This is a genomic window from Bacillus solimangrovi, assembly GCF_001742425.1.
In the GTDB taxonomy this organism is placed as follows: Bacteria; Bacillota; Bacilli; order Bacillales; family Bacillaceae_N; genus Bacillus_AV; species Bacillus_AV solimangrovi.
In genome coordinates, this window is the sequence record NZ_MJEH01000036.1 from 1 (window position 1) to 19,587 (window position 19,587).

Below are 19,587 nucleotides of genomic sequence, written 5' to 3' on the forward strand. Positions count from 1 at the left end.
AATAGTATTAGTGTACCATAGGTTAAATTCCCTATGTTCTAATTTGCTCAGTAATTTGGGCTAAACTGTGTACAAAAAACTTTCACATTTTTAATCGGAATATTTTCTTAACAAAGATTCGTAAGCATTTAGCAAATAGTTACACTTAAAGGAAAATGCACTTAGAATAAAATAAACTTGGGACAGTAACGAATTGCTTCAAAGCTAAAGCGGACACAGTGTTGCTCACATTCGCTTCTAATAAAATTCAGAATTATTTTTTTAAATTTTTCTTTATATTAAGGGTAGCTTTTTGCTTTTATCCATGATATATTGTAATTAATTATTGTTGTTCGGTGCATGATGATGGATTGAAAGGCTTGAAAAAGTAATTTTCGTCTTGAATGGATATGTAGAGCAAGAATAGTAATACAAAGTGGGCAAACCCCACACAGGAGGAATTTTGTTATGGTACAAGGTACAGTTAAATGGTTTAACGCAGAAAAAGGTTTCGGTTTCATCGAAGTTGAAGGTCAAGACGACGTATTCGTACACTTCTCTGCTATCCAAGGCGACGGTTTCAAAACTTTAGAAGAAGGTCAAGCGGTTTCTTTCGAAATCGAAGAAGGTCAACGCGGACCACAAGCTGCTAACGTTCAAAAGTAAGCTTGTTTGAAAAGACTCCTATTCATTAGGAGTCTTTTTTAATGCCAATTATATTACATATTTCTTGAATCCCGCACAATATCAGCTAGAAATAAACTATTCTAACAGTTATATTATTTTTTTCGCTATTCTCATTTATGTTGTGGCTTCAAAAAAACTGAAGATCACCTTTTTTGACGAAATAAAAAATATAGAAACTTATTTTTCATTAAGCGAAAATATTTAATTTGAGCTTTTTATTGGGAGGAGAATTTAGATGAGGGAAATTACATTGTCAAATGGTAAAACCGTGGAAGTTGAATGTTTGAGTTGTGCAATTACAAGCGGTTTGCTTGAACCTGATGGGGGCGTTGTAATTGAAACTGAATACTTTCATGCTCACCAAGATGTCGCTTATCCAATTAAAGGGTTAATAATATTAGCTTCAAAAAGGCATATTAAATGCTTCGATGAATTATCAGAAGCAGAGAAATTCGATTACATAAATATTTTAACTAAAATAAGAAAAGCCCAAAGAGAAATTTTAGGTATTGAATATGTTTATTACTTCTACAACGAAGATACCACTCATCATTTTCATACTTGGATGGTACCAAGATATGAATGGATGTATGAATTTGGACGTTCAGTTGAGTCTGTTAGACCTACATTACTTCACGCTAGAAATGAAATGAACGATGAAGAAAATCTTAAAGAAGTAATGGCAGCCATCAATGCATTAACGAAGGAACTAAATAAATAATACTTAGATTCCATATAATTGAAATATAAAATAATTCAATTACATCTATTTTTTATTATGCATCGTTTTAGTATTTGACTTTGGACAAGCAATCAATAGTCTCTGATTTATTTTTTCACAAATTTTTTATTTATTAGAAGAAAACTGAATCCTCTATTCTTTCAAACAAATAGCAACAAAATCATTCATCATTCGACTTTATAACACAATACCATATATTATCTATAATTCTATTTGAAGAAAGGGGGAAATCATTTGCTATGAGTAATGAGGATAAAATTGAATCATTATCTCCATACTGGTAAACATAGGAAATTCAAAGTGTTAATGAGAATTACGACGTAAAATTGGGTGATTGGGAGCTTATTTATGAGGGTAAACAAAAAACTAGAAGAGAATATGATTCTATTCAAGCAACGCGTGAAGTGGAAACAACATATAGTGGAACTCTTGGGGTAGAATTAGGTGATATAGAAGCATCTTTAGGATAATTATCTTAATAATAACTAAAATCTAAATATTTGAGTTATTATTCTTAGGAGTGAGTGTGAATTGAAAGATAGAATTTTCATCTTTTTATCAATTTGTTTTTTATTTTTTATGTATCTATTCGTGATAATGTTTGCTCAAATATCACGCTACATTGATGAACTTTCTGGAAATTACTATACAAGCTTATTAGACTACATCCCTGACTCCGTTTGGGCTATCCTTTTTATTTATAAAATTAGCATATTATTATTTTTATTTTGGAAAAACATATTAAAATATTTAAATAATCAAAGTGGACACGAGTCATAATCTTTAACACACAAAAACATCATTATTAAGAGTAGTGTAACCAGTGTTCCAATTACCCTCTAATGAATATGAAAATACGAAAAAAGGAAGGAATTATGGCTAGAAAATTTAATAGATGGTCTTTTTATTTATGTTTTTTAACTTTACTTATTTGGTTGAACTTGATTATTTTCAATTGGTCAATAGTCCCCGCCTACATACTTTGGTCACTTGCCGCAACTTCTTTGATATTTGGAAAATTAGGTTTAAAAGATAAAACGAATAAACGAGCAAAGTTCAGAAGTTGGTTTACAATCATTCTCTCATCTTTATTTTCAATCGTCCTTTTTCTAGGAGTCATAAGATTGATATTTGTAGAAGATTTGTTTCAAATTACACACTCTCCTGATGGTAATTACAAAATTGAATTTTATCTTACAAACGGCGGAGCCACCACATCATTTGGAGTATTAGGAAAATTAGATGGGCCACTATGGTTTAAAAAAACAATTAATGATGATTATCATATGGACAAAGCTGATGTTGAGTGGATTAATGAACATACCATTTCAATAAATAATCATATATTAGACTTAAAAAAAGGGGAAACGTATTCAGATTGAAGTAATTGAACTTTCATTACTCTGCAAAACCAGCTTTATTAATAGCATAATAAAAACAGCCATTCTTCAATGAAATGGCTGTTTTTTTATACCTCATTCAGAAAAGTCTTTGTTTAACAAGCTACATTATTGACGATAAATCGAACAATTGCCATTTTTTGATAGTTTATGAGAAAAAATGTTATTATAACATAAAAGTATCTCTCACATTTTTTTAAGAATATACTACTAGGAGGATTTTCGTTGAAGAAATTTGTACTATCAATTATATTTGTTTTCTGCTTATTTTTTAGTTATTCGACTGCATCAGCTAACCATTCTGACAATCTAGCGGAAGCGAATGTAGAGATTAATGTAAATGGTGAGTTTATTCAGACAGATGTTTATCCTTATTTAAAAGATCAACACTTGTTAATCCCTATCCGTACGCTTTCAACATTAGGTCTATCTTATGGTTGGGATACTTCTTCTAATACCGTCACGATACAAAATGCAGATGAAGACACACTTATTATCAAAGCGAATAGTCAAGTGGCTTACAAAAATAACAATAAAATTAAAATGAATATTCCAGCTCAAATGACAAATGGTCGTATATTTGTGCCTGTTCGATTTATAACAGAGTCACTAGGTTATCATGTGCAATATGAAAGTATTCGTAGAATGGTATTCATTACATCAAATGACTACGCATTTAATATGGATTCTTTAAATCAAGAGGATAAAGTAGCTGCACGAAGAGCTGCAATTTCTTTACCACTAACTCCAGATTTTAAGACTCTAGATAATCCAGTTAGCCCATTTCACGAATATATCTTTCTCACAGGTGAGACAAATAAATATATCTACTATAATGGTCATACAGGTACTATCGTTGAAATTAAAGATGGAAAAGCTGTTGTACAAGGACAATATGAACTTGGAAAAAAAGGAATACTTTTTAATTTTGAAGATTTCTCTGGAAAAATAACAAAAATGAATATAGAAGACCCTTTACTAAAACCTTACTTTCTATCAATGCATGGAATTGTGGGTTTTAAAAATAATGGGGATGGGACTATGTTAGTATACTATGAGTACGAGCATGGTACTGAAAGAGCAACAGTTTCTTTTACTGGGTCGCATAGTAACCTCATTCAAAATCCTTGGGAAATAGAACGATCAGAACCGAGAAAAAAAAGGATCTTCGTTGAATAACGATCTTATCTTAAGGTTTTACGACTTATATCATGATCTTATTAAACTCATAAAATGAAGGAAGGTATTATTGATGAACAAATCATTTTCTCTTGTTTTTATACTTTTAACTGCTTTCCTATTTATTTCTCTACCGTCAATCAGTCACGCTGAATCTAACCATGACACTAAGCTCGTAGTAAAAGGAAAGATCGTAACCAATCAACTTCCCACTATTATTGAGAATGGTCGAACGCTTATCCCGCTACTTTTAGTAAGTGAAGCAGTAGATGCACAAGTAAAATGGGAGCAAAATACATCTACAGCAGTTGTTCAGAAATGGGGAGAACGCTTAACCTTAAAACCTGATGCACATCAGGCTCAATTACAAGGAACAGCTTATCATGATGGCGATCTAGCATTAGAAACTCCTGCCAAGCTGAAAAATGGCACCATTTACGTTCCTATACGATTGATTGCACAAACCTTTGGTTATGAAGTGAGCTGGATTGAAGGAGAAATTACTATTAACTCTCCACTAAGTGAGGCGAAGAAAGAAATGCTACATCGTAGTTCTCTAGAGAAAGCAAGACCAGAGATGATTCAGTTAGATCAACCAGTTCACTATATAAATACTCCACTAGACATATCGTATCCAAATGAAAACTATGACCGCACTTATATTTTCCCTGAAGGAGAAGCACTAGGTTATTATTCTATTTCTGGTGATACGATTTCATGGATAGAACTTCAAGATGACTTTCTCGTTTGTACTTGGCAAGCTCATATTAACGATGTATCTTACGGTCAGCTTGAGTCTTTTTTAGAGATGGACATAAAGAACGCTCAAGGAATTGATCCAAAAGTTGATAAGGATATGTTGTATTATTCTAATGGTTCTTTTGGAGATAGCATGCATTGGGAATATGGAAAGATAGATAAAAATAAAACATATACAAATCTTGCTTATAAACGCACTGTTAGCGGGGAAATCACCGATTCAGAAGGAACTATGTCCTTCACTCTACCAGGTGAAGTAAGAACAGATTATATAGAAGACTAACACTCTCACACTGACGATTACTACAACAAGGGTATGCTCAAGTCTCCCCCCCATTTATAGCTTTGGTTGACTTTCATTAAAGGGGGAAGCTTAGCATCAGCTGACACGTATAAAAAGATTGTTACTACTATCATTTATATTTCAAATAACAGATGTTTCATACAGGTTAAGTTTTCTCAATATTTAACAAATGCGTGGGATTCTTTCAAATGGTCAGTGAACATAGGGGTGGCTTAATAAATGTCAATAAAAATAATACCAATGAGCTGGGGAACGAACAGACTCACTATCGAAGACTTAAATGAAGAGGAAATTCAAACCGTTCAAAAATTATATGAACAAGGCGATTATATAAACAAATGGGACGGACGTAACTTAGATAAAGAGTATGTTTATCGCTGTTTCACTGTTGGTGACTTACCACCTAATGGAACAAAGGAACAATTTAAAATTCAAGTTATACGAATGAAAGCATCTAGACTAATTGTTGGCATACTAACCACCTATCACGGCTATCCGAAACCTGAAACTTTCTATATAAATTATCTGTACATTGATAAGGAGTATCACAAGCAAGGACTTGGGCAAGAAGTGATTCACGATTTGTTACGTATATTGAAAGAAAAACACTATACTGAAGTTCGAGCAAATGTAGCCATAAAGAATTGGCCTGCACTTAGATTTTGGACAAAACTCGGGCTCAATTCGATAAATGGGATATATGGTGACAAAGAACATAGCATGAATGCCTACGCTGAGATAGAGTTAATTATGGAATTATAATGTCTCTTTCTCAACTAAAGGGAGATTTAATAGATGAAGAGGAACTCTAATATAACAGAGTTCCCTTTTTATATTATCTAATAGATTGAATACAACGTTGCCAAGTAATCGTACCTCTATTAGCTTTTTAGATGATGAAAATAAAAACTCCCCCACCATTTCATATGAAAATCACTAAAAACACTTGTATAACTTTTCCAAAATTAATAGTAGAATTAAAAAGACAAAATATGTAGTTTTTGTTTCTGATCAGTGAGCGAAAATTTAGGAGAAAATAACATTTAACATGAACAAAACATCTTCATTCTTACATATGTGGAAAATTTCAAATGTATCTAAAAAAGCTTTAATCATTCCTCTTCTAATTACAGTTATTAGTAGCATATTAAGTTTAATTACATCGTTATTGGTTATGCAAATTATGGATAATCTAGAAGACTATATTGATTACGATTTGATTGTAATAGGAATTATATTATTAGTCGTAAGCACTATACTTTCTGCTGTATCTAGTTTTTTATTATCTAGAGTAGCAGAAAGAATTGTTTTAAATATACGAAAAAAACTGTGGGCAAAAGCTTTAGATTTACCTTTGAGTTTTTATCAAAAGAAACGTTCTGGAGAAATAGTAAGTAGATTAACGAATGATACGACAGGCATTGTAGACATAACCTATTCTTTTAGGTTCCTTTAAGTTTATTTGTTAACCTACTCCTATTATTATTTATATCATCACAGGATTTTTGGTTAAGAACAACCATAACCTCCTCGTGGACTTGCTAAAACGAGGAGGTTATTACTTTTTCAAATTACTTTATCATGATGATGAATTATGATTCATTATTTTGGATACTTTCTGTTTTTTTAGCACGTTTATACCGTGAGTCCATGTAACATGAACATTTTAAATAACCTTATTCACTTAGTCCAATCTGCCTCATAAAATCCTGATTATCCCAAAATAGATACTCTTCTTAAATCTCTCCTCAAAATTATTATTTTTTTAGAAAGCAAATCACTTTCTACTTATTACATCAACATTTCATTAGAATCCCTCTTCAATAAGAAATTCTTAAAACTCCCAACAACTTAAACTAAGATTTCCATGTTGAAAACTGTGGTGTAATAATTTTGCTTTTTGTTTTGTATCTCCAGTTCCCATCCCTATAAATAAGGGTATAAAGTGTTCTCTTGTAGGAACAGCATTCTTAGCATTAGGTGCTATTTTTTCAAATCGGAACAAAGCTTCCACATCCCAACCCACAACTTTTTCTTTTAACCAATTTTCAAATTGAATTGCCCAATCATGAATGTGTGGTGAATCATATTCTAATTGCATGAGATTGTGAGTCGTTCCACCACTACAAATGATCAAATTTCCTTCCTCTCTAAGTTTCGATAATATCCTGCCAATTTGATATTGCCTTTCATTAGGTAATTCAGAATTAACAGATAATTGAACAACGGGAATATTAGCTTCTGGATAAACCAGTTTTAAGATTGCCCAAGAACCATGATCTAAACCCCGCTTAGAATCCATTTCATAAGCTATCTTTTCATCATCAAATAACATTCCAATATTTTGAGCCAGTTGGTTGTCACCACGAGCAGGATATTCAATGTTATATAATTCATCTGGGAAACCAGAAAAATCATATATGGTCTCAAATTTCTCAACATTACTAATTTGTTGAATCCTACTTTCCCAATGAGCAGTAACGATAACAATTCCCTTTGGTTTGGGGATACCAGTGGATAATTGCTTTAAAAATTTTGTATATCCATTGTTCTCCAACACTATAGTTGGGGCTCCATGAGCGATAAAAAATGATGGCATCATCATGTTTTGCCTCCTGCATTTTTTTATAGATGAATCGAGATTTTAATTTATTATTAATATAGATATTATATTCACATAAGAAAACCAAAGTTTTAAAAAAATACTTCTCAAAGTAAGTCCATTGCTTTTTCCTAGAACTATTCTTTTAGGTAAGCTGGATAACCCACAACCTTAAAATCATTCCCTATGTTTTCTATGCTTACGTCTGTCAAATTGACCGCATCTTTCATTTTCTCAATCCCAGTCCCTTCTAAAAAAGTCGGAGCATTTTTTCCTCCAATTAATTTAGGAGCAATATAGAGAACGACTTTATCAAGCAATTTCTTTTCTAGAAAAGAAGCATGAATCCCACCTCCACCCTCAATCAATAAAGAAGAGATCATTTTCTCACCCAGTATTTTCACAACTTCATTTGGATCTACTTGCTTTTTTCCACTCGTCTGATAAATCTTTATTCCTAAAGTTTCTAGTTTTGTCTTCTTTTCTTTATCATAATGAGCACATGTGAATATCCAAGTTTCAGCCTGTTGATCTGTCACTAACTTTGAGTCTATCGGAGTTTTTAACGTAGAGTCCATTATCACTCGAACCGGATTGCGACCATTAGGCATTCGAGTGGTCAATTGTGGATTGTCTTTGATTACGGTGTTCACCCCAACTAATATCGCCATATTTTCATTTCTGAGCTGATGGACGTCTTCTCTCGCTTCTTTAGAAGTAATCCATTTGCTATCCATAGAATTCGTAGCGATTTTTCCATCCAAGGAAATTCCGGATTTCAGTGTAACATAGGGCTTTTTTTGCACGATAAACTTATTAAACACTTGATTCATTTGTTGTGATTTTTCAGCACCAATCCCAATAACTACTTCTATTCCAGCGTCTTGAAGTATTTTCACACCACTTCCGGATACAACAGGGTTAGGGTCAAGTGTTGCAATTATAACCTTCTTAATTCCAGCTTCTACAATAGCGGCTGCACAGGGTCCTGTTTTTCCATAGTGAGAGCACGGTTCTAATGTTACATAGATCGTTCCTCCTGCTGCATTATTACCAGCCATTCGTAGTGCATGTATTTCTGCATGTCGTTCACCTGCTTTTAAATGAGCAGCCATCCCTACTATACGATTGTCATTTACAATCACACAGCCCACTAAGGGATTTGGGTCTGTTTGACCTTTCATTCCTAATGCATTTTTCAAAGCCAAATCCATATAAAATTCATCGTTATACAATTGAATACAACCCCTCTTCCTCTAAATGACCTGAACGTTTTATTTTTGTCTGAAGGTAGTTTTGGTTAAATTCAGAAATATCTCCCCAAATCGGCTTTCTATCTGAAACCTTCAATCCGGAGTTTTTCAATGCTTCTAGCTTTTTAGGGTTATTTGTCATGAGTTTAACAGGTTTGGATCTAAGGGCTTTAAGTACTTGTATGGCATCATCATAGTCTCTTGAATCATCAACAAAGCCCAAACTTTCATTTGCATCGACTGTGTCATATCCATTTTCTTGAAGGACGTATGCCATTGCCTTACTAAATAATCCAATCCCTCTTCCTTCGTGGTTAGCTAAATAGAATAATGCGCCAGATCCGTACTCCACAATCATTTTCATAGACTGTTTTAACTGATAACCACAATCACATCGTTTACTTCCAAATATATCTCCTGTGTGACAAATAGAATGTAATCTCATCAATGCATCATCTCCAAATGAAAAGTCACCATATGTTATTACACTCGATTGCTGTAAATCAGCTAAATTAGCAGAAGATAATTTTTGTATAATTTTTTCGTAGTCTTCAGTAACTTCATCACATTTTAACCAACAATACCATTGAAAATTATATGTCTCTCCGTAAAGGTTAACAGGTAGTTGTATAGGACCGACTAAATAAATTGCGCCTTTACTCATTTTTATAAGTTTGATTTTTTCCTTCAACACAGGTAATACTTTTAAATCAAATTCAGTTTTAATCATAAGTTCTTACCTCTCTTTTCTTCTTTTTTAGACACAATTCTTCGTCTTAATTCTTGAAGCAACTAAATAATAGCTATTATTATCATTTCTCCAATAATATTTCCATTATTAAATTTATATTCATATTAGAAAACTATTGAACAAAAAAATAGAGTGTATCTGTTTTTAATTTTACTTATAAGAAATTAGATTTCATATAAAGAAACTTCTTGTTTGTATATTAACAATATTTATATTGAATTGTCAATTGTTTTTTTGCTAATATATAACTAAGTTTTTTATTAAGAAACTAATGAGGTGATTTTATATGGATATTGGATCTACAATTCGGGAGATAAGAAAGAGAAAGCAAATTACAATTGTACAAATGAGTGAAGGTACAGGACTTTCTAAAGGGTTCATTAGCAATATGGAAAACAACAACACTTCTCCTTCTATACATACTTTGCAAACCGTTGCGAATTTCCTTGGCATTCCATTGCCATATCTTTTATTAGAGAAAGAGCAAAAAATGCGAGTTGTAAGAAAGAATGAACGTCAGTACACTACGATGCAAAAAGAAAACCTTAAAATAGAACATCTCACATCAAAAGGCGGGCTTCGAATGATGCACGTTGAATTTCCACCAGGAGCTTCAACAGGTGATCAGTCACACTCTCATGAAGGAGAAGAATGCCATGTCGTATTAAAAGGAAAAGTTCTTGCTGAGCAAGGTGGAGATTCCTTTATTTTGGAAGAAGGAGATTCTTTTAGTTGGAGTGCGAGCGTGCCGCACTATGTGGAAAATATAGGGAATGAACCCGCGGTAATTTTGATTGCAATTTATACAGATGTTGAACTAGAAGATGTTCTTTGATTAGTGAAGACATGAAAAGGAGCCTGTTTTTTTAGGCTCCTTTAAGTTTATTCGTTAAACTACATTTAAAAATTTTCAAAACAGAGTTTATTAGAAAACGTTATTTACTAAGTTTAAATAAATTATCTATACAATTATTAGACTACGAAAATTTCTATGGGATATTTAGTCAGCAGGCCATAGCGGAAATAACAGGAGGAGATCCTAAGGGGCTTGTTATGGCAGGGTCCATTATTTATAGATAATAAAGCTATATCATTTTCTGAAACAAAATCTTGCATAACGACCACGATGGAATCACCTTCTAAAATTCGATCTCCAGACATATCATTATTTTCGATATGTAACATAAATCCATCTTTATATCCTAATAGATCAGAGTTTACAGATATGTATTCTCACTTTGATTAAGTTTATCATTGAGTTCATTCCCACTAAACAAGGTAATGACTGGTATTTGATTTGTGTGTTGCATATCATAAGGCTTAGTTCTTTCAGCAACTTAAACTTTTTCTAATCCTTGAGTTGTATTGTTATATAATCCGTTCTTTTTAAATAACTTATCTAATTCAGAAGGTGCAAGGGTGCTGAGATCATCTATTTTCTTTTGTGTTATTTCATCTAATTGACTATTATTCTTCAATATATGAAGTCATACTAAGACGAATTAAACGAATAGCTGAAAATTGCATGCTCATTCCCTCTAACTCACAAATACAACCAGAACTAGTACCCTATGAAGATATAAAAATAATAGAGAAGGTTGTTGAAGTGAAATTTCAAATATAGAATTAGTAACCCAAATGTTCCGTGAGTTCGAAAATCATTGAATCAATGGATCTGCAATGCAAAGACTTATCTCGGACGTTGATAAGGATAAATTTCAAGCTATACTTGTATGGAAAATATCACGTCTTTCTCGAAACATGTTGGATACTCTTGCGCTTCTAGATAAGTTCGAAGAATATGAAATAAAATTTATTTCTTACTCGGAGAATTTCGATACATCTAGTCCAATTGGGAAACTTGTAGTTCAACTGATGGCCTCCATTGCGGAGTAGTTTTCGGATATGATTCTATAGAAAAAGAGCTTATTGTAAATCCCAAAGAAGCAGAGATTGTTCAACTTATTTTTACTTTATATGCAGAAGGTAAAGGCCTTAAAGCTATAGCAAATCACTTAAACAAAGCAGGATATCGGACTAAACGTGGAAGACACTTTTCCACTAATAGTATTGCTACAATATTAGATAATCCTATCTACAGCGGTAAAATTCGATGGTTACAAGTTGAAAACTGGGATAAAAAGAGAAGACGTGGCAAAAATGCAAACCCTATTATAGTCAAAGGGAAACATGAAGCCATTATCTCAGATGAGCTTTGGAATATTGTACAAGCCTTAAGACAAAGTAAATCATTTAAGCAGCGTCAGTCCAACGAGCCTTTCTTGTTAAGTAGTATTCTTAGATGTCCAAACTGTGGTCAAGGTATGGTTCCATCTATCACTACTTACACTCGAAAAGATGGAAGCAAACGAAAACATCGCTATTATGTGTGTAGTAATTTTCATAACAAAGGCTACTCTGCCTGTAAAGCTAATTCAATTAAAGCATACGATGCAGAAGATACTGTCATTAATCATTTAACGGAATTCTTAAATGACTCAGCTTGCTTTAATCATACTATTGAAAATATTAATAAAGACACCATTCACCAAAATGTGAAACTAAAAGAGCAGTTAGAGAATATTGAAATAGAGCTTAAAGAAGCGAATGCCCTGCAAGAAAAATATATAGAAGCATTTGAACAAAACCTCTTCCCTGTTTCCATATTACAGGAACGGTTACAGAAGTTAGCTAAGTCAAAAAATGACTTAGCTCAAAAGAAAAATGAACTTAGCGTTCAACTAAGTTCATCAGACACGAAAATCATACCACCAGATGTGGTTCGGCATTTATTAGAAAAGTATGTTCAAACATTTCAACAGGCTACAAGAGAAAAGAAAAAGCAGCTTTTTCAACTTTTGCTAAATAAGATAACAATCAAACAATCCGATGGTCGTTCTCGTATTGTGGATAAAATAGAACTAGATTTTGATTTTTCTGAAGTAAATCTGTCCAAGACATTTACACTTATCCACATCCTGAATCTTGAATCAGATTATTCGAGGAAAAATCCACTTCAAATCCTGATTCAAAAGACAATATACCACCTTATCTCCAGATTTTTTTTCCTCTATTTGTGGTACGGTTTACTTTCATTTATTATTTTGATTGTCATTGTTGGAATTGGTGCATGGAGAGTTAGTAGTGGCATCATTACGATCGGTGAGCTAGCAGCATTTATTATTTATTTAATTCAAGTAGTATCACCCTTCTTCGCTATGAATATGTTTGTCACAAATTACCAAGAAGCACGAGGCTCTATCAAAAGGGTAATGGAAGTGTTAAATGAAAAAGATGAACTAGAAATGAATAAATCATTAAAAAAGGATTCGTTCAAACATTATGATCATGATGTATGTAGATTAGATTTTAGAAATGTGTCTTTCTCTTATGATGAACACAAAAAAATATTAGACGACATTTCCTTTTCATTAGAGACTGGGAAAATGATTGCGTTAGTTGGTCCTAGTGGCTCAGGGAAATCAACGATTTTCAATCTACTTGAACGCTTCTATCATCCTGAGAATGGAGATATGACGTTAAATCATCAATCTTATCGAACTATCAATATTAGCAACTGGAGAAAAATGTTTAGCTTTGTTCCACAAGATTTCCCATTATTGTACGGTACAATCAAAGATAACTTAACCTATGGACTGCAGCGAAACATATCTGATGAAAGAATTAATAGAAGCAACAAAAAAAGCAAATGCTCATGATTTTATTATGAGTTTCCCGAATGGTTATGATACACATGTTGGGGAATTTGGAAATTCCCTATCTGGTGGGCAAAAGCAACGGATTGCGATTGCAAGAGCTTTGTTACGTGAGTCGAAATTTATTTTATTAGATGAAGTTACTGCGAATTTAGATAGTAAATCTGAGCGACTCTTACAAGATACGTTCAAATCATTAATTAGAGACAATATTGGTATATTCATGATTGCGCATAGGCTTTCAACTGTAAAAGATGCGGACAATATATTTGTTCTAGAAAATAGCGTCATCACAGGAGCTGGAACTCATCATGATTTATACAACAATAATAGCTATTATCGAAAATCAATCGATAACCAAAGAACAGAAATTAACACTCTTCAATAAATCTAGTTGCATAATAAAGTGAAACTTCCATCAGTGGAGCTATTCCTTCATCCTCCACTGATCGTTAGTTGAACCAATCAGGTAATTACTGACACTTATACCACAAGGATCTGACCAAGACCCTTTCCCACTTAAACTTCGGTGATTTTCCTAAGTTTTGAAGTGGCAGTCTTAGCGTCAGTTGAAACGTGATAAAATTGGAATCAACACTACTGAACCCTTAAACAAATGATCTATAACGATGCTATTCACTTTAGAGAATTATTTTATCGACAATTTCATCGCATATTTGAATAAGCTCTTCTTCGTTTTCGTCCATTAAACCGTGTACAATAATGCCAATGCTCAGCATATCAACTATTTTTAATAATTTGTGGTCAATGGCATAATGTTCGGTTAATTCCTTAGAAGCAACATTTTCTTCAATAATCCTTTTATTCATTTTAATAAATTCATGTTTATATTTTGGATCATGAAAACATTTGCTAATGAACAAGAACATCATTGACAAGTTTCCTGAATTATTTTTAATAGATTTAATTAACTTTCTAATAAATTGCTTAAGATTTTTCTCTAAAGGTACTCCTTGTTCAACTTTCATCCCTTCTAAGCTATTATTAATAGAATAAATAAATGCTTCTCGGATCAACTCATCAATGTTGGAAAAATAATAATAAAATCCGCCTTTACTTACTTTAGCTTTATCAACAACCTTGTTGATACTGATTTTTTCTAAGCCAATTTCCATAATAAGCTCAATTGTTGATTGTAATATATGTTCCTTTTTCTTTTTAGATTTTTCCATCGCTTTCCTCATCGTTTAATTTATCTTCCTTATTCTCTAAATAATTTTTATAGTATGTTTCAAGGTCTATTCTTCCGTAACGAGGTGCAATAACATCATTAGTTATTACACTGAAAAAGAACAATGTCATTTCATAGTACCGCTTGTTGAATATTTTTAGTGCTCGTATGGCTAGTTTAACCATCCAAATAGGCAGAGTCACAACTTTATCAGTTTTATTAGCAGACTTAATAGCCAATGAAGCGATCATTTTATAGCTGTATACCTCTGGTCCACCAACCTCAAGCTCTGCGCTGTTGTTTTCAAAAGCCTGCACGCAAAATTCTGCTAGGTCTTTTCCATGAATTGGGTTCATTTTGTGATTACCATCCCCAATCATAAACACCCTTCCCTTTAAAGCCATTTCTAAGTATTCTGTTAAGTCGGAGTAATATCCTGTTGGTTTAATGATGATATGATTGACGGCACTTTGTTTAAGCTCTTGAACAAATTTCCTTTTTGCTTGCAGTACAGGCACATTCAAATGATCTCCTAATACATGAATGTACATAAATTTTTTAACTTTACTTATTTCAGCCTCTCTCAGTAAATTTAAATTCCCTTGAAAATCAACATCCATATAGGTCAGACCATCATTTTGTTTGGTGATGCCTACAGATGTAAATACATAATCTACATCGTTGCAAATTCCTTTGATTGTTTCAGGTTTTGTTATGTCTCCTTCAATGATATCATCCACCCTGTTTATTACAGCAGGTTCAAAATACTTACCTTCACGTTTTAAACTTTCAGCGTTCCTTACTAAAACTTTCACCTTATAACCACACTCTTTTAATTCGTCCACCACATAACGTCCCAAATAACCAGTTGCACCAGCTACTAAAATCGTTTTCATCTGAACCCCCCCCAATGAAAAACTGTATATTTCTATTTTAGACTAAATGGTCGGTTTTTAGAAGATGGAATTTATTATTTTATTAATTGATTTAAAGGAATATAATTTTTAAAGAGACACATGTATATATGATAATGCAATCATATTTACTTAATGATTTTAATAAATAAGTAGTTAAATTAAAACGTTCACTCTAATCATCAATGCTGAAGCTATCCTACTCTTCAACTCTTGCAAACTTCCACTTACATCCCTCTTATTTCCATTAACTTTTATCATAGTTAATTTGACAATTTCATAAAATCACCAATATATCACATTGATAAAGGAATGATACATCATAAAAAATTCAACAACCTTTAAAATGTTTGTCATTTATACTTTTCTAGTCACGCTATATGGTACACGTTTTGATACCTCAACAATAGACAAATATGATTTTGATCAAGAACAAGAACTGTTATTCACAATTCACAAGAAAATGGAGGAAAATCATTTTCAGCTAAATAGTATATCGATCTCACATCGAGAACCTTGGATCATCGGATTAGAATTAACGGATCAGCAAATTGAACCAAAAGCAGAAGCTAACATGAAAGAAATTATTTATAAAATCTTAAGGTCTGAAGAAATGAAATCAATCGAAATTATAAAACAATTTAAGGTTATTATCTTTGAAAATAGAAATGACTAACAGGATGGCTTATCGAATCTATGAAATAATTAGCCACCTACAGCAAACACTTTTACAGACATAATCATATATGTTAATATTTTCAATAGTTGTTTACTTGAAACGTGATAATTTTTTAACTTACTGAGGAGACTTAAATGATGATTACTATTCAAAAAGCTGCCATATCAGATGCTGAGCAGCTAACAAAAATAATGAAAAACACATTTGATACAGAAGCAAGCAGGTGGCTTTCAAATCACGATACTGTCGATTATAATATTCAACCTCCTGGTTATTCTTCAGTTGAAATGACGAAATATATGATCGAAGAATTAGATTACTACAACATAATGTATAACAAGGATATTGTTGGTGGTATTGTAGTGACCATTACGGGTAAGTCGTTTGGGAGAATTGACCGTATTTTTGTTGACCCAGATTATCAAGGGAAAAAAATCGGTTCAACAGTAATCCCATTAATTGAAGAGAATTTCCCATCTGTAACAACTTGGGATCTTGAGACATCTAGTAAACAAGTGAATAACCATCATTTTTATGAAAAAATGGGTTATAAAATTACTTTTCAAACAGATGATGAATATTATTACATTAAGAAAATAGAGAAATCATTACCTGTAGAGAACTTAGTCGAAAATAAAGATATTTCGAAATCTCAATATGACAATTGCAATATGGAAAAAGCTGATTATTACCGAATAAATTTAGAAAAAAGTTCCTTTAGTAACAGTTCCCTAATGAATACTCGTTTTAGTAACTGTAACCTTAGCCAAACAAAGTTCCAAAACATTAATTTCAGACATTCATTTTATGCTGATTTAAACCTTTCTTATAGCAAGATGAGGTTAGTTACTTTAGGAGGAGTTCAATTTATAGATACTAACCTCGGAGATAACAAAGAACCACTCTCTTTTGAAAGGTGTGACCTACAAGGGACTATGATTCGTAACAGTAACCTTAGAAACCTACAAATTAAAGATAGTGATATAACAGGAATGACAATCGACAATATTCCAGTAGAAAAGCTGCTTGAAACATATTACCAAGCAGTAAAAAATAAATAATACTTTACAGAGCACAGCCATCTTCATTCGATTGGCTGTTTTTTTATCCCTTATATAGAACGTTCTCTGTAAAGCAAGTTAAATGATTATATATTCCATCAAACTTACTTATCCTCATCTTCCCTTTCGATTTCTTCTACAAACATATCATATTGATTTGAATTTGAGACGTTTCTTTGTGTTACTTGTTCATGGTAATTCCAATCTTCACCAATATATAAAATATCATCAATTTTCCCTCTGAAAATTTCTTCTTTATCTGCCTCAACTAATTTCTCAAGTGCTTCTTCTTCTGTTTCTGCGTTAACTTCAACTTTTAAAACCGCAACGTACGGCAATTCAATATAATATTTTTTCATTTTGCTAATCCCCTTTATTCATTCAGTTAATCACGAAATCACATTCAATTAACCTTCCCTTCTTTCACAACAAAATGATGATGCTTTTTATCATTCCATGATTTGGATAAATTATATGTAAATTCTATAACTTTATCCAATCGCAATCTCCTATGAATGTTTATATAAAATCAGAAAAGCTTCAGCATAGTAAAAACCATGATAAATATATATATAATTTCGTACAAAAATGATGCTTTACATGTTAGTAGATCGTATATATAATGAGAACATTCAAAACATTAGTGATAAAGATTTTCTTAATGAACAACATTAATACCTGCTCTAATTAGAAAAAAAATAACTTGGTTATCTAACGTTATAATTTCTTTTACATATCGAATATAGCTATATTCGAATAACAACTTATTACGAAAACAATAAAAAAAGTAAGAGGGATGATACATACCAGCCATGTATCATCCCTTTTACTTTTGCTTACACAGTCTCGTTCATCTAAATTTTCATTTATAATACAATCACTTCGAAAAAATTCCATCTAAGTGTATACATTTCCTATTAGTTAAACGTTGTATAAGTATAGGGAGGATAAATGATGAAAAAAGAAAATATACTAACCTCCTATCTTATCAATTTAGGAGAGGAAGTGTTCATTTTGTTACTTACTAAAGGAGCGAAAAAAGAGGATGCGGAAGATATCATTCAAAACACTTATTACAAAATGTACACACTTTTAGATGGTCTATCAGAAAGCAATCTACGTCCATGGTTTTATAGAGTCGCACTCAATGAACACATTGACTTAAAAAGAAAAAAAGAGCAGCAGAATATCCACTTAACCGAAGAGATTTATTCAAAATTGCACAAGACAGACCAAGAATTTGAAGCCATTTTAAATAAGGATGAGATTTTCTATTTGTTAAAAGAGGTCAAAAAAGAATACAAAGAAATTTTCTTTTTAAAGTACTACTATGATTTTTCATATGAAGAAATTGCAGTTATTTTGGACATTAGTGTCAGCAGTGTAAAGCAAAAGCTATATCGTGCAAGGAAATCTATTCATGCAAAAATAGGGGGAAATACGAATGGATAGTTCGTTAAAAGGTGCTTTAAAAAAAGCAAAACGAAAACAGTTATTAAAGATTATCATCACTTCCATTATCGTTGTACTTATGTTATTACCAATATTTTATAAAACCGGAAATCACTTTGCTGCAAAAAGTTCGACAAGTCTTCATGAAGCCTTGTTTCTACATAACGATATTGCTGAGCCTAATATTCAAATTGATTCTCAAGTAACGAGCAATTCGTCGATGTTTGGTGGTAACATTGTAACAAATCGTTCTAAAAATATTAATGGCTATGTCGTTCAATGGAGTACACTGACAAGTTCATATGATTGGCTAGGATCAAATATTGATTTTAACGAATTAATACCAGGTTTTTATTGGTCTGATACGGAGTTCTATGAGTATGATAAACAAACAAAAAATAAAAGTGCGACATTTTATCATCCTTCTATTAAAGAATACTATGATGGTGTACAAAATGAGCTAGTGGAAATTACACAAATGGAAAATTACGTTGCGGAAGTAGCCATTTCTTTCGATCAGCCGTATACATTCCAAGAAATACAAGCTAAAATTCCTGATAATTTAAACATTGTATGGTTATATATGACATCACGGATTGTAGATGAAAGTAAAGGGCCTGTAGGTATGCCCGTCTATGGATTTGATCCAGCAAATTCACCGAAAGATGCATACAATTACTTCATTAATGCATTAGAAAAATATGATAAAAATGGTTATAACGATGCAATTCAGGAGTTCTTACAGTCAAATGAAAATAAGGATTTTGATGAGGTGAAGTTGTTAGGCGTGATGCTGACTGGTCAAACCCAAAATTTTAAACCATTAGAAAATCAAGATTTTATTCGTGGCGCATCTGTTGGAGCTACTGCACAAATCGTGCCTTATATTAAACCAGAGAAATAATATACAAGAGACC

24 protein-coding genes and 1 pseudogene are annotated in these 19,587 nt (G+C 32.3%); 17 read left to right on the forward strand and 8 right to left on the reverse strand.

Annotation, left to right across the window (positions count from 1 at the left end; genetic code table 11):
- Positions 1–447: 447 nt before the first annotated feature.
- From BFG57_RS12840 to BFG57_RS19005, 3 genes are all read left to right on the forward strand, one after another.
- Entirely contained in the window at positions 448–645 is a 198-nt protein-coding gene (locus BFG57_RS12840; RefSeq protein ID WP_069717900.1) for a cold-shock protein, read from the forward strand.
- A 256-nt stretch (positions 646–901) separates the two neighbouring features.
- Positions 902–1,387: an HIT family protein gene (locus tag BFG57_RS12845; protein WP_069717901.1), complete on the forward strand. Its 486-nt coding sequence runs from the start codon at positions 902–904 to the stop codon at positions 1,385–1,387.
- A gap of 347 nt (positions 1,388–1,734) precedes the next feature.
- On the forward strand, positions 1,735–1,878 hold the full coding sequence (locus BFG57_RS19005; protein ID WP_175428348.1) for a hypothetical protein: 144 nt from the start codon (positions 1,735–1,737) through the stop codon (positions 1,876–1,878).
- A gap of 503 nt (positions 1,879–2,381) precedes the next feature.
- Here the strand turns inward: BFG57_RS19005 and BFG57_RS19300 are convergent.
- A complete protein-coding gene (locus tag BFG57_RS19300; protein WP_245676759.1) occupies positions 2,382–2,528 on the reverse strand; it encodes a hypothetical protein in 147 nt (48 codons plus the stop codon).
- A gap of 4 nt (positions 2,529–2,532) precedes the next feature.
- On the opposite strand from BFG57_RS19300, the gene BFG57_RS19305 reads away from it, so the two are divergent.
- From BFG57_RS19305 to BFG57_RS12870, 5 genes are all read left to right on the forward strand, one after another.
- Positions 2,533–2,790, forward strand: coding sequence for a DUF5412 family protein (locus BFG57_RS19305; RefSeq protein ID WP_245676760.1), 258 nt, complete (start codon positions 2,533–2,535; stop codon positions 2,788–2,790).
- A 243-nt stretch (positions 2,791–3,033) separates the two neighbouring features.
- Positions 3,034–3,987 (forward strand): copper amine oxidase N-terminal domain-containing protein, encoded by a 954-nt coding sequence (locus BFG57_RS12855; RefSeq protein WP_069717903.1) that lies wholly within the window; start codon positions 3,034–3,036, stop codon positions 3,985–3,987.
- Positions 3,988–4,060: 73 nt separating this feature from the next.
- Complete coding sequence (locus BFG57_RS12860) at positions 4,061–5,029, forward strand: copper amine oxidase N-terminal domain-containing protein (RefSeq protein ID WP_069717904.1); 969 nt, start codon at positions 4,061–4,063, stop codon at positions 5,027–5,029.
- Between the two features lie 240 nt (positions 5,030–5,269).
- Positions 5,270–5,812 (forward strand): GNAT family N-acetyltransferase, encoded by a 543-nt coding sequence (locus BFG57_RS12865; RefSeq protein ID WP_083249249.1) that lies wholly within the window; start codon positions 5,270–5,272, stop codon positions 5,810–5,812.
- Between the two features lie 286 nt (positions 5,813–6,098).
- A complete protein-coding gene (locus BFG57_RS12870; RefSeq protein WP_069717905.1) occupies positions 6,099–6,506 on the forward strand; it encodes an ABC transporter transmembrane domain-containing protein in 408 nt (135 codons plus the stop codon).
- 378 nt (positions 6,507–6,884) lie between these two features.
- Here BFG57_RS12870 and BFG57_RS12875 read toward each other — a convergent pair whose 3' ends face one another.
- From BFG57_RS12875 to BFG57_RS12885, 3 genes are all read right to left on the reverse strand, one after another.
- A complete protein-coding gene (locus BFG57_RS12875) occupies positions 6,885–7,655 on the reverse strand; it encodes a DODA-type extradiol aromatic ring-opening family dioxygenase (RefSeq protein WP_342670314.1) in 771 nt (256 codons plus the stop codon).
- Positions 7,656–7,789: 134 nt separating this feature from the next.
- Entirely contained in the window at positions 7,790–8,887 is a 1,098-nt protein-coding gene (gene ribD / locus BFG57_RS12880) for a bifunctional diaminohydroxyphosphoribosylaminopyrimidine deaminase/5-amino-6-(5-phosphoribosylamino)uracil reductase RibD (RefSeq protein ID WP_139125139.1), read from the reverse strand.
- Positions 8,880–9,635, reverse strand: coding sequence for a GTP cyclohydrolase II (locus BFG57_RS12885; protein ID WP_069717906.1), 756 nt, complete (start codon positions 9,633–9,635; stop codon positions 8,880–8,882). The genes ribD and BFG57_RS12885 overlap by 8 nt, the downstream gene beginning before the upstream one ends.
- 307 nt (positions 9,636–9,942) lie before the next feature.
- Between BFG57_RS12885 and BFG57_RS12890 the strand changes: the two genes are divergently transcribed.
- Positions 9,943–10,491: a helix-turn-helix domain-containing protein gene (locus BFG57_RS12890; protein WP_069717907.1), complete on the forward strand. Its 549-nt coding sequence runs from the start codon at positions 9,943–9,945 to the stop codon at positions 10,489–10,491.
- Between the two features lie 137 nt (positions 10,492–10,628).
- On the opposite strand, the gene BFG57_RS19665 is transcribed toward BFG57_RS12890, so the two are convergent.
- Positions 10,629–10,883 (reverse strand): S24 family peptidase, encoded by a 255-nt coding sequence (locus BFG57_RS19665; RefSeq protein WP_425388518.1) that lies wholly within the window; start codon positions 10,881–10,883, stop codon positions 10,629–10,631.
- A gap of 453 nt (positions 10,884–11,336) precedes the next feature.
- On the opposite strand from BFG57_RS19665, the gene BFG57_RS19310 reads away from it, so the two are divergent.
- From BFG57_RS19310 to BFG57_RS19450, 4 genes and pseudogenes are all read left to right on the forward strand, one after another.
- Positions 11,337–11,552 carry a recombinase family protein gene (locus tag BFG57_RS19310; protein ID WP_069717908.1) on the forward strand — a complete coding sequence of 72 codons (216 nt, stop codon included), beginning with the start codon at positions 11,337–11,339 and terminating at the stop codon, positions 11,550–11,552.
- A 68-nt stretch (positions 11,553–11,620) separates the two neighbouring features.
- Positions 11,621–11,839: pseudogene (locus tag BFG57_RS19445) on the forward strand (recombinase family protein); the annotation flags it as partial.
- 141 nt (positions 11,840–11,980) lie between these two features.
- Positions 11,981–13,375: an ATP-binding cassette domain-containing protein gene (locus BFG57_RS19315; protein ID WP_069717909.1), complete on the forward strand. Its 1,395-nt coding sequence runs from the start codon at positions 11,981–11,983 to the stop codon at positions 13,373–13,375.
- Positions 13,332–13,760 (forward strand): ATP-binding cassette domain-containing protein, encoded by a 429-nt coding sequence (locus BFG57_RS19450; RefSeq protein WP_069717910.1) that lies wholly within the window; start codon positions 13,332–13,334, stop codon positions 13,758–13,760. The genes BFG57_RS19315 and BFG57_RS19450 overlap by 44 nt, the downstream gene beginning before the upstream one ends.
- A 253-nt stretch (positions 13,761–14,013) precedes the next feature.
- Here the strand turns inward: BFG57_RS19450 and BFG57_RS12910 are convergent, their stop codons facing one another.
- Both BFG57_RS12910 and BFG57_RS12915 read right to left on the reverse strand, forming a co-directional pair.
- The gene (locus BFG57_RS12910) at positions 14,014–14,565 is read right to left on the reverse strand and encodes a TetR/AcrR family transcriptional regulator (protein WP_069717911.1); all 552 of its coding nucleotides are present in this window, start codon (positions 14,563–14,565) and stop codon (positions 14,014–14,016) included.
- Positions 14,552–15,460, reverse strand: a complete 909-nt coding sequence (locus BFG57_RS12915; RefSeq protein WP_069717912.1) for an SDR family oxidoreductase — start codon at positions 15,458–15,460, stop codon at positions 14,552–14,554. Before BFG57_RS12915 ends, BFG57_RS12910 begins: the two co-directional genes overlap by 14 nt.
- A gap of 364 nt (positions 15,461–15,824) precedes the next feature.
- Here BFG57_RS12915 and BFG57_RS12920 point away from each other — a divergent pair, with 364 nt between their 5' ends.
- Positions 15,825–16,154, forward strand: coding sequence for a hypothetical protein (locus BFG57_RS12920; protein WP_069717913.1), 330 nt, complete (start codon positions 15,825–15,827; stop codon positions 16,152–16,154).
- 140 nt (positions 16,155–16,294) lie between these two features.
- Positions 16,295–17,218, forward strand: a complete 924-nt coding sequence (locus tag BFG57_RS12925; protein ID WP_245676761.1) for a GNAT family N-acetyltransferase — start codon at positions 16,295–16,297, stop codon at positions 17,216–17,218.
- A 104-nt stretch (positions 17,219–17,322) separates the two neighbouring features.
- Here BFG57_RS12925 and BFG57_RS12930 read toward each other — a convergent pair whose 3' ends face one another.
- Positions 17,323–17,577 (reverse strand): hypothetical protein, encoded by a 255-nt coding sequence (locus tag BFG57_RS12930; RefSeq protein WP_069717915.1) that lies wholly within the window; start codon positions 17,575–17,577, stop codon positions 17,323–17,325.
- A 595-nt stretch (positions 17,578–18,172) separates the two neighbouring features.
- On the opposite strand from BFG57_RS12930, the gene BFG57_RS12935 reads away from it, so the two are divergent.
- Together BFG57_RS12935 and BFG57_RS12940 are read left to right on the forward strand one after the other, a co-directional pair.
- Positions 18,173–18,670 (forward strand): RNA polymerase sigma factor, encoded by a 498-nt coding sequence (locus tag BFG57_RS12935; protein WP_069717916.1) that lies wholly within the window; start codon positions 18,173–18,175, stop codon positions 18,668–18,670.
- Positions 18,663–19,574, forward strand: coding sequence for a sigma factor regulator N-terminal domain-containing protein (locus BFG57_RS12940; protein WP_069717917.1), 912 nt, complete (start codon positions 18,663–18,665; stop codon positions 19,572–19,574). The genes BFG57_RS12935 and BFG57_RS12940 overlap by 8 nt, the downstream gene beginning before the upstream one ends.
- Positions 19,575–19,587 lie beyond the last annotated feature (13 nt).

Bases quoted from the DNA above. Each gene is read 5' to 3' on its own strand.
- BFG57_RS12845 (WP_069717901.1), top strand. From the start codon at position 902: ATGAGGGAAATTACATTGTCAAATGGTAAAACCGTGGAAGTTGAATGT.
- BFG57_RS12860 (WP_069717904.1), top strand. From the start codon at position 4,061: ATGAACAAATCATTTTCTCTTGTTTTTATACTTTTAACTGCTTTCCTA.
- BFG57_RS19450 (WP_069717910.1), top strand. From the start codon at position 13,332: ATGAAAGAATTAATAGAAGCAACAAAAAAAGCAAATGCTCATGATTTT.
- BFG57_RS12915 (WP_069717912.1), bottom strand. From the start codon at position 15,460: ATGAAAACGATTTTAGTAGCTGGTGCAACTGGTTATTTGGGACGTTAT.
- BFG57_RS19300 (WP_245676759.1), bottom strand. From the start codon at position 2,528: ATGACTCCTAGAAAAAGGACGATTGAAAATAAAGATGAGAGAATGATT.
- BFG57_RS19315 (WP_069717909.1), top strand. From the start codon at position 11,981: ATGGTTCCATCTATCACTACTTACACTCGAAAAGATGGAAGCAAACGA.
- BFG57_RS12910 (WP_069717911.1), bottom strand. From the start codon at position 14,565: ATGGAAAAATCTAAAAAGAAAAAGGAACATATATTACAATCAACAATT.
- BFG57_RS12940 (WP_069717917.1), top strand. From the start codon at position 18,663: ATGGATAGTTCGTTAAAAGGTGCTTTAAAAAAAGCAAAACGAAAACAG.
- BFG57_RS12925 (WP_245676761.1), top strand. From the start codon at position 16,295: ATGATTACTATTCAAAAAGCTGCCATATCAGATGCTGAGCAGCTAACA.
- BFG57_RS19310 (WP_069717908.1), top strand. From the start codon at position 11,337: ATGCAAAGACTTATCTCGGACGTTGATAAGGATAAATTTCAAGCTATA.
- BFG57_RS12865 (WP_083249249.1), top strand. From the start codon at position 5,270: ATGTCAATAAAAATAATACCAATGAGCTGGGGAACGAACAGACTCACT.
- BFG57_RS12885 (WP_069717906.1), bottom strand. From the start codon at position 9,635: ATGATTAAAACTGAATTTGATTTAAAAGTATTACCTGTGTTGAAGGAA.
- BFG57_RS12870 (WP_069717905.1), top strand. From the start codon at position 6,099: ATGAACAAAACATCTTCATTCTTACATATGTGGAAAATTTCAAATGTA.
- BFG57_RS12840 (WP_069717900.1), top strand. From the start codon at position 448: ATGGTACAAGGTACAGTTAAATGGTTTAACGCAGAAAAAGGTTTCGGT.
- BFG57_RS12875 (WP_342670314.1), bottom strand. From the start codon at position 7,655: ATGATGATGCCATCATTTTTTATCGCTCATGGAGCCCCAACTATAGTG.
- BFG57_RS12920 (WP_069717913.1), top strand. From the start codon at position 15,825: ATGTTTGTCATTTATACTTTTCTAGTCACGCTATATGGTACACGTTTT.
- BFG57_RS12930 (WP_069717915.1), bottom strand. From the start codon at position 17,577: ATGAAAAAATATTATATTGAATTGCCGTACGTTGCGGTTTTAAAAGTT.
- BFG57_RS12890 (WP_069717907.1), top strand. From the start codon at position 9,943: ATGGATATTGGATCTACAATTCGGGAGATAAGAAAGAGAAAGCAAATT.
- BFG57_RS12935 (WP_069717916.1), top strand. From the start codon at position 18,173: ATGAAAAAAGAAAATATACTAACCTCCTATCTTATCAATTTAGGAGAG.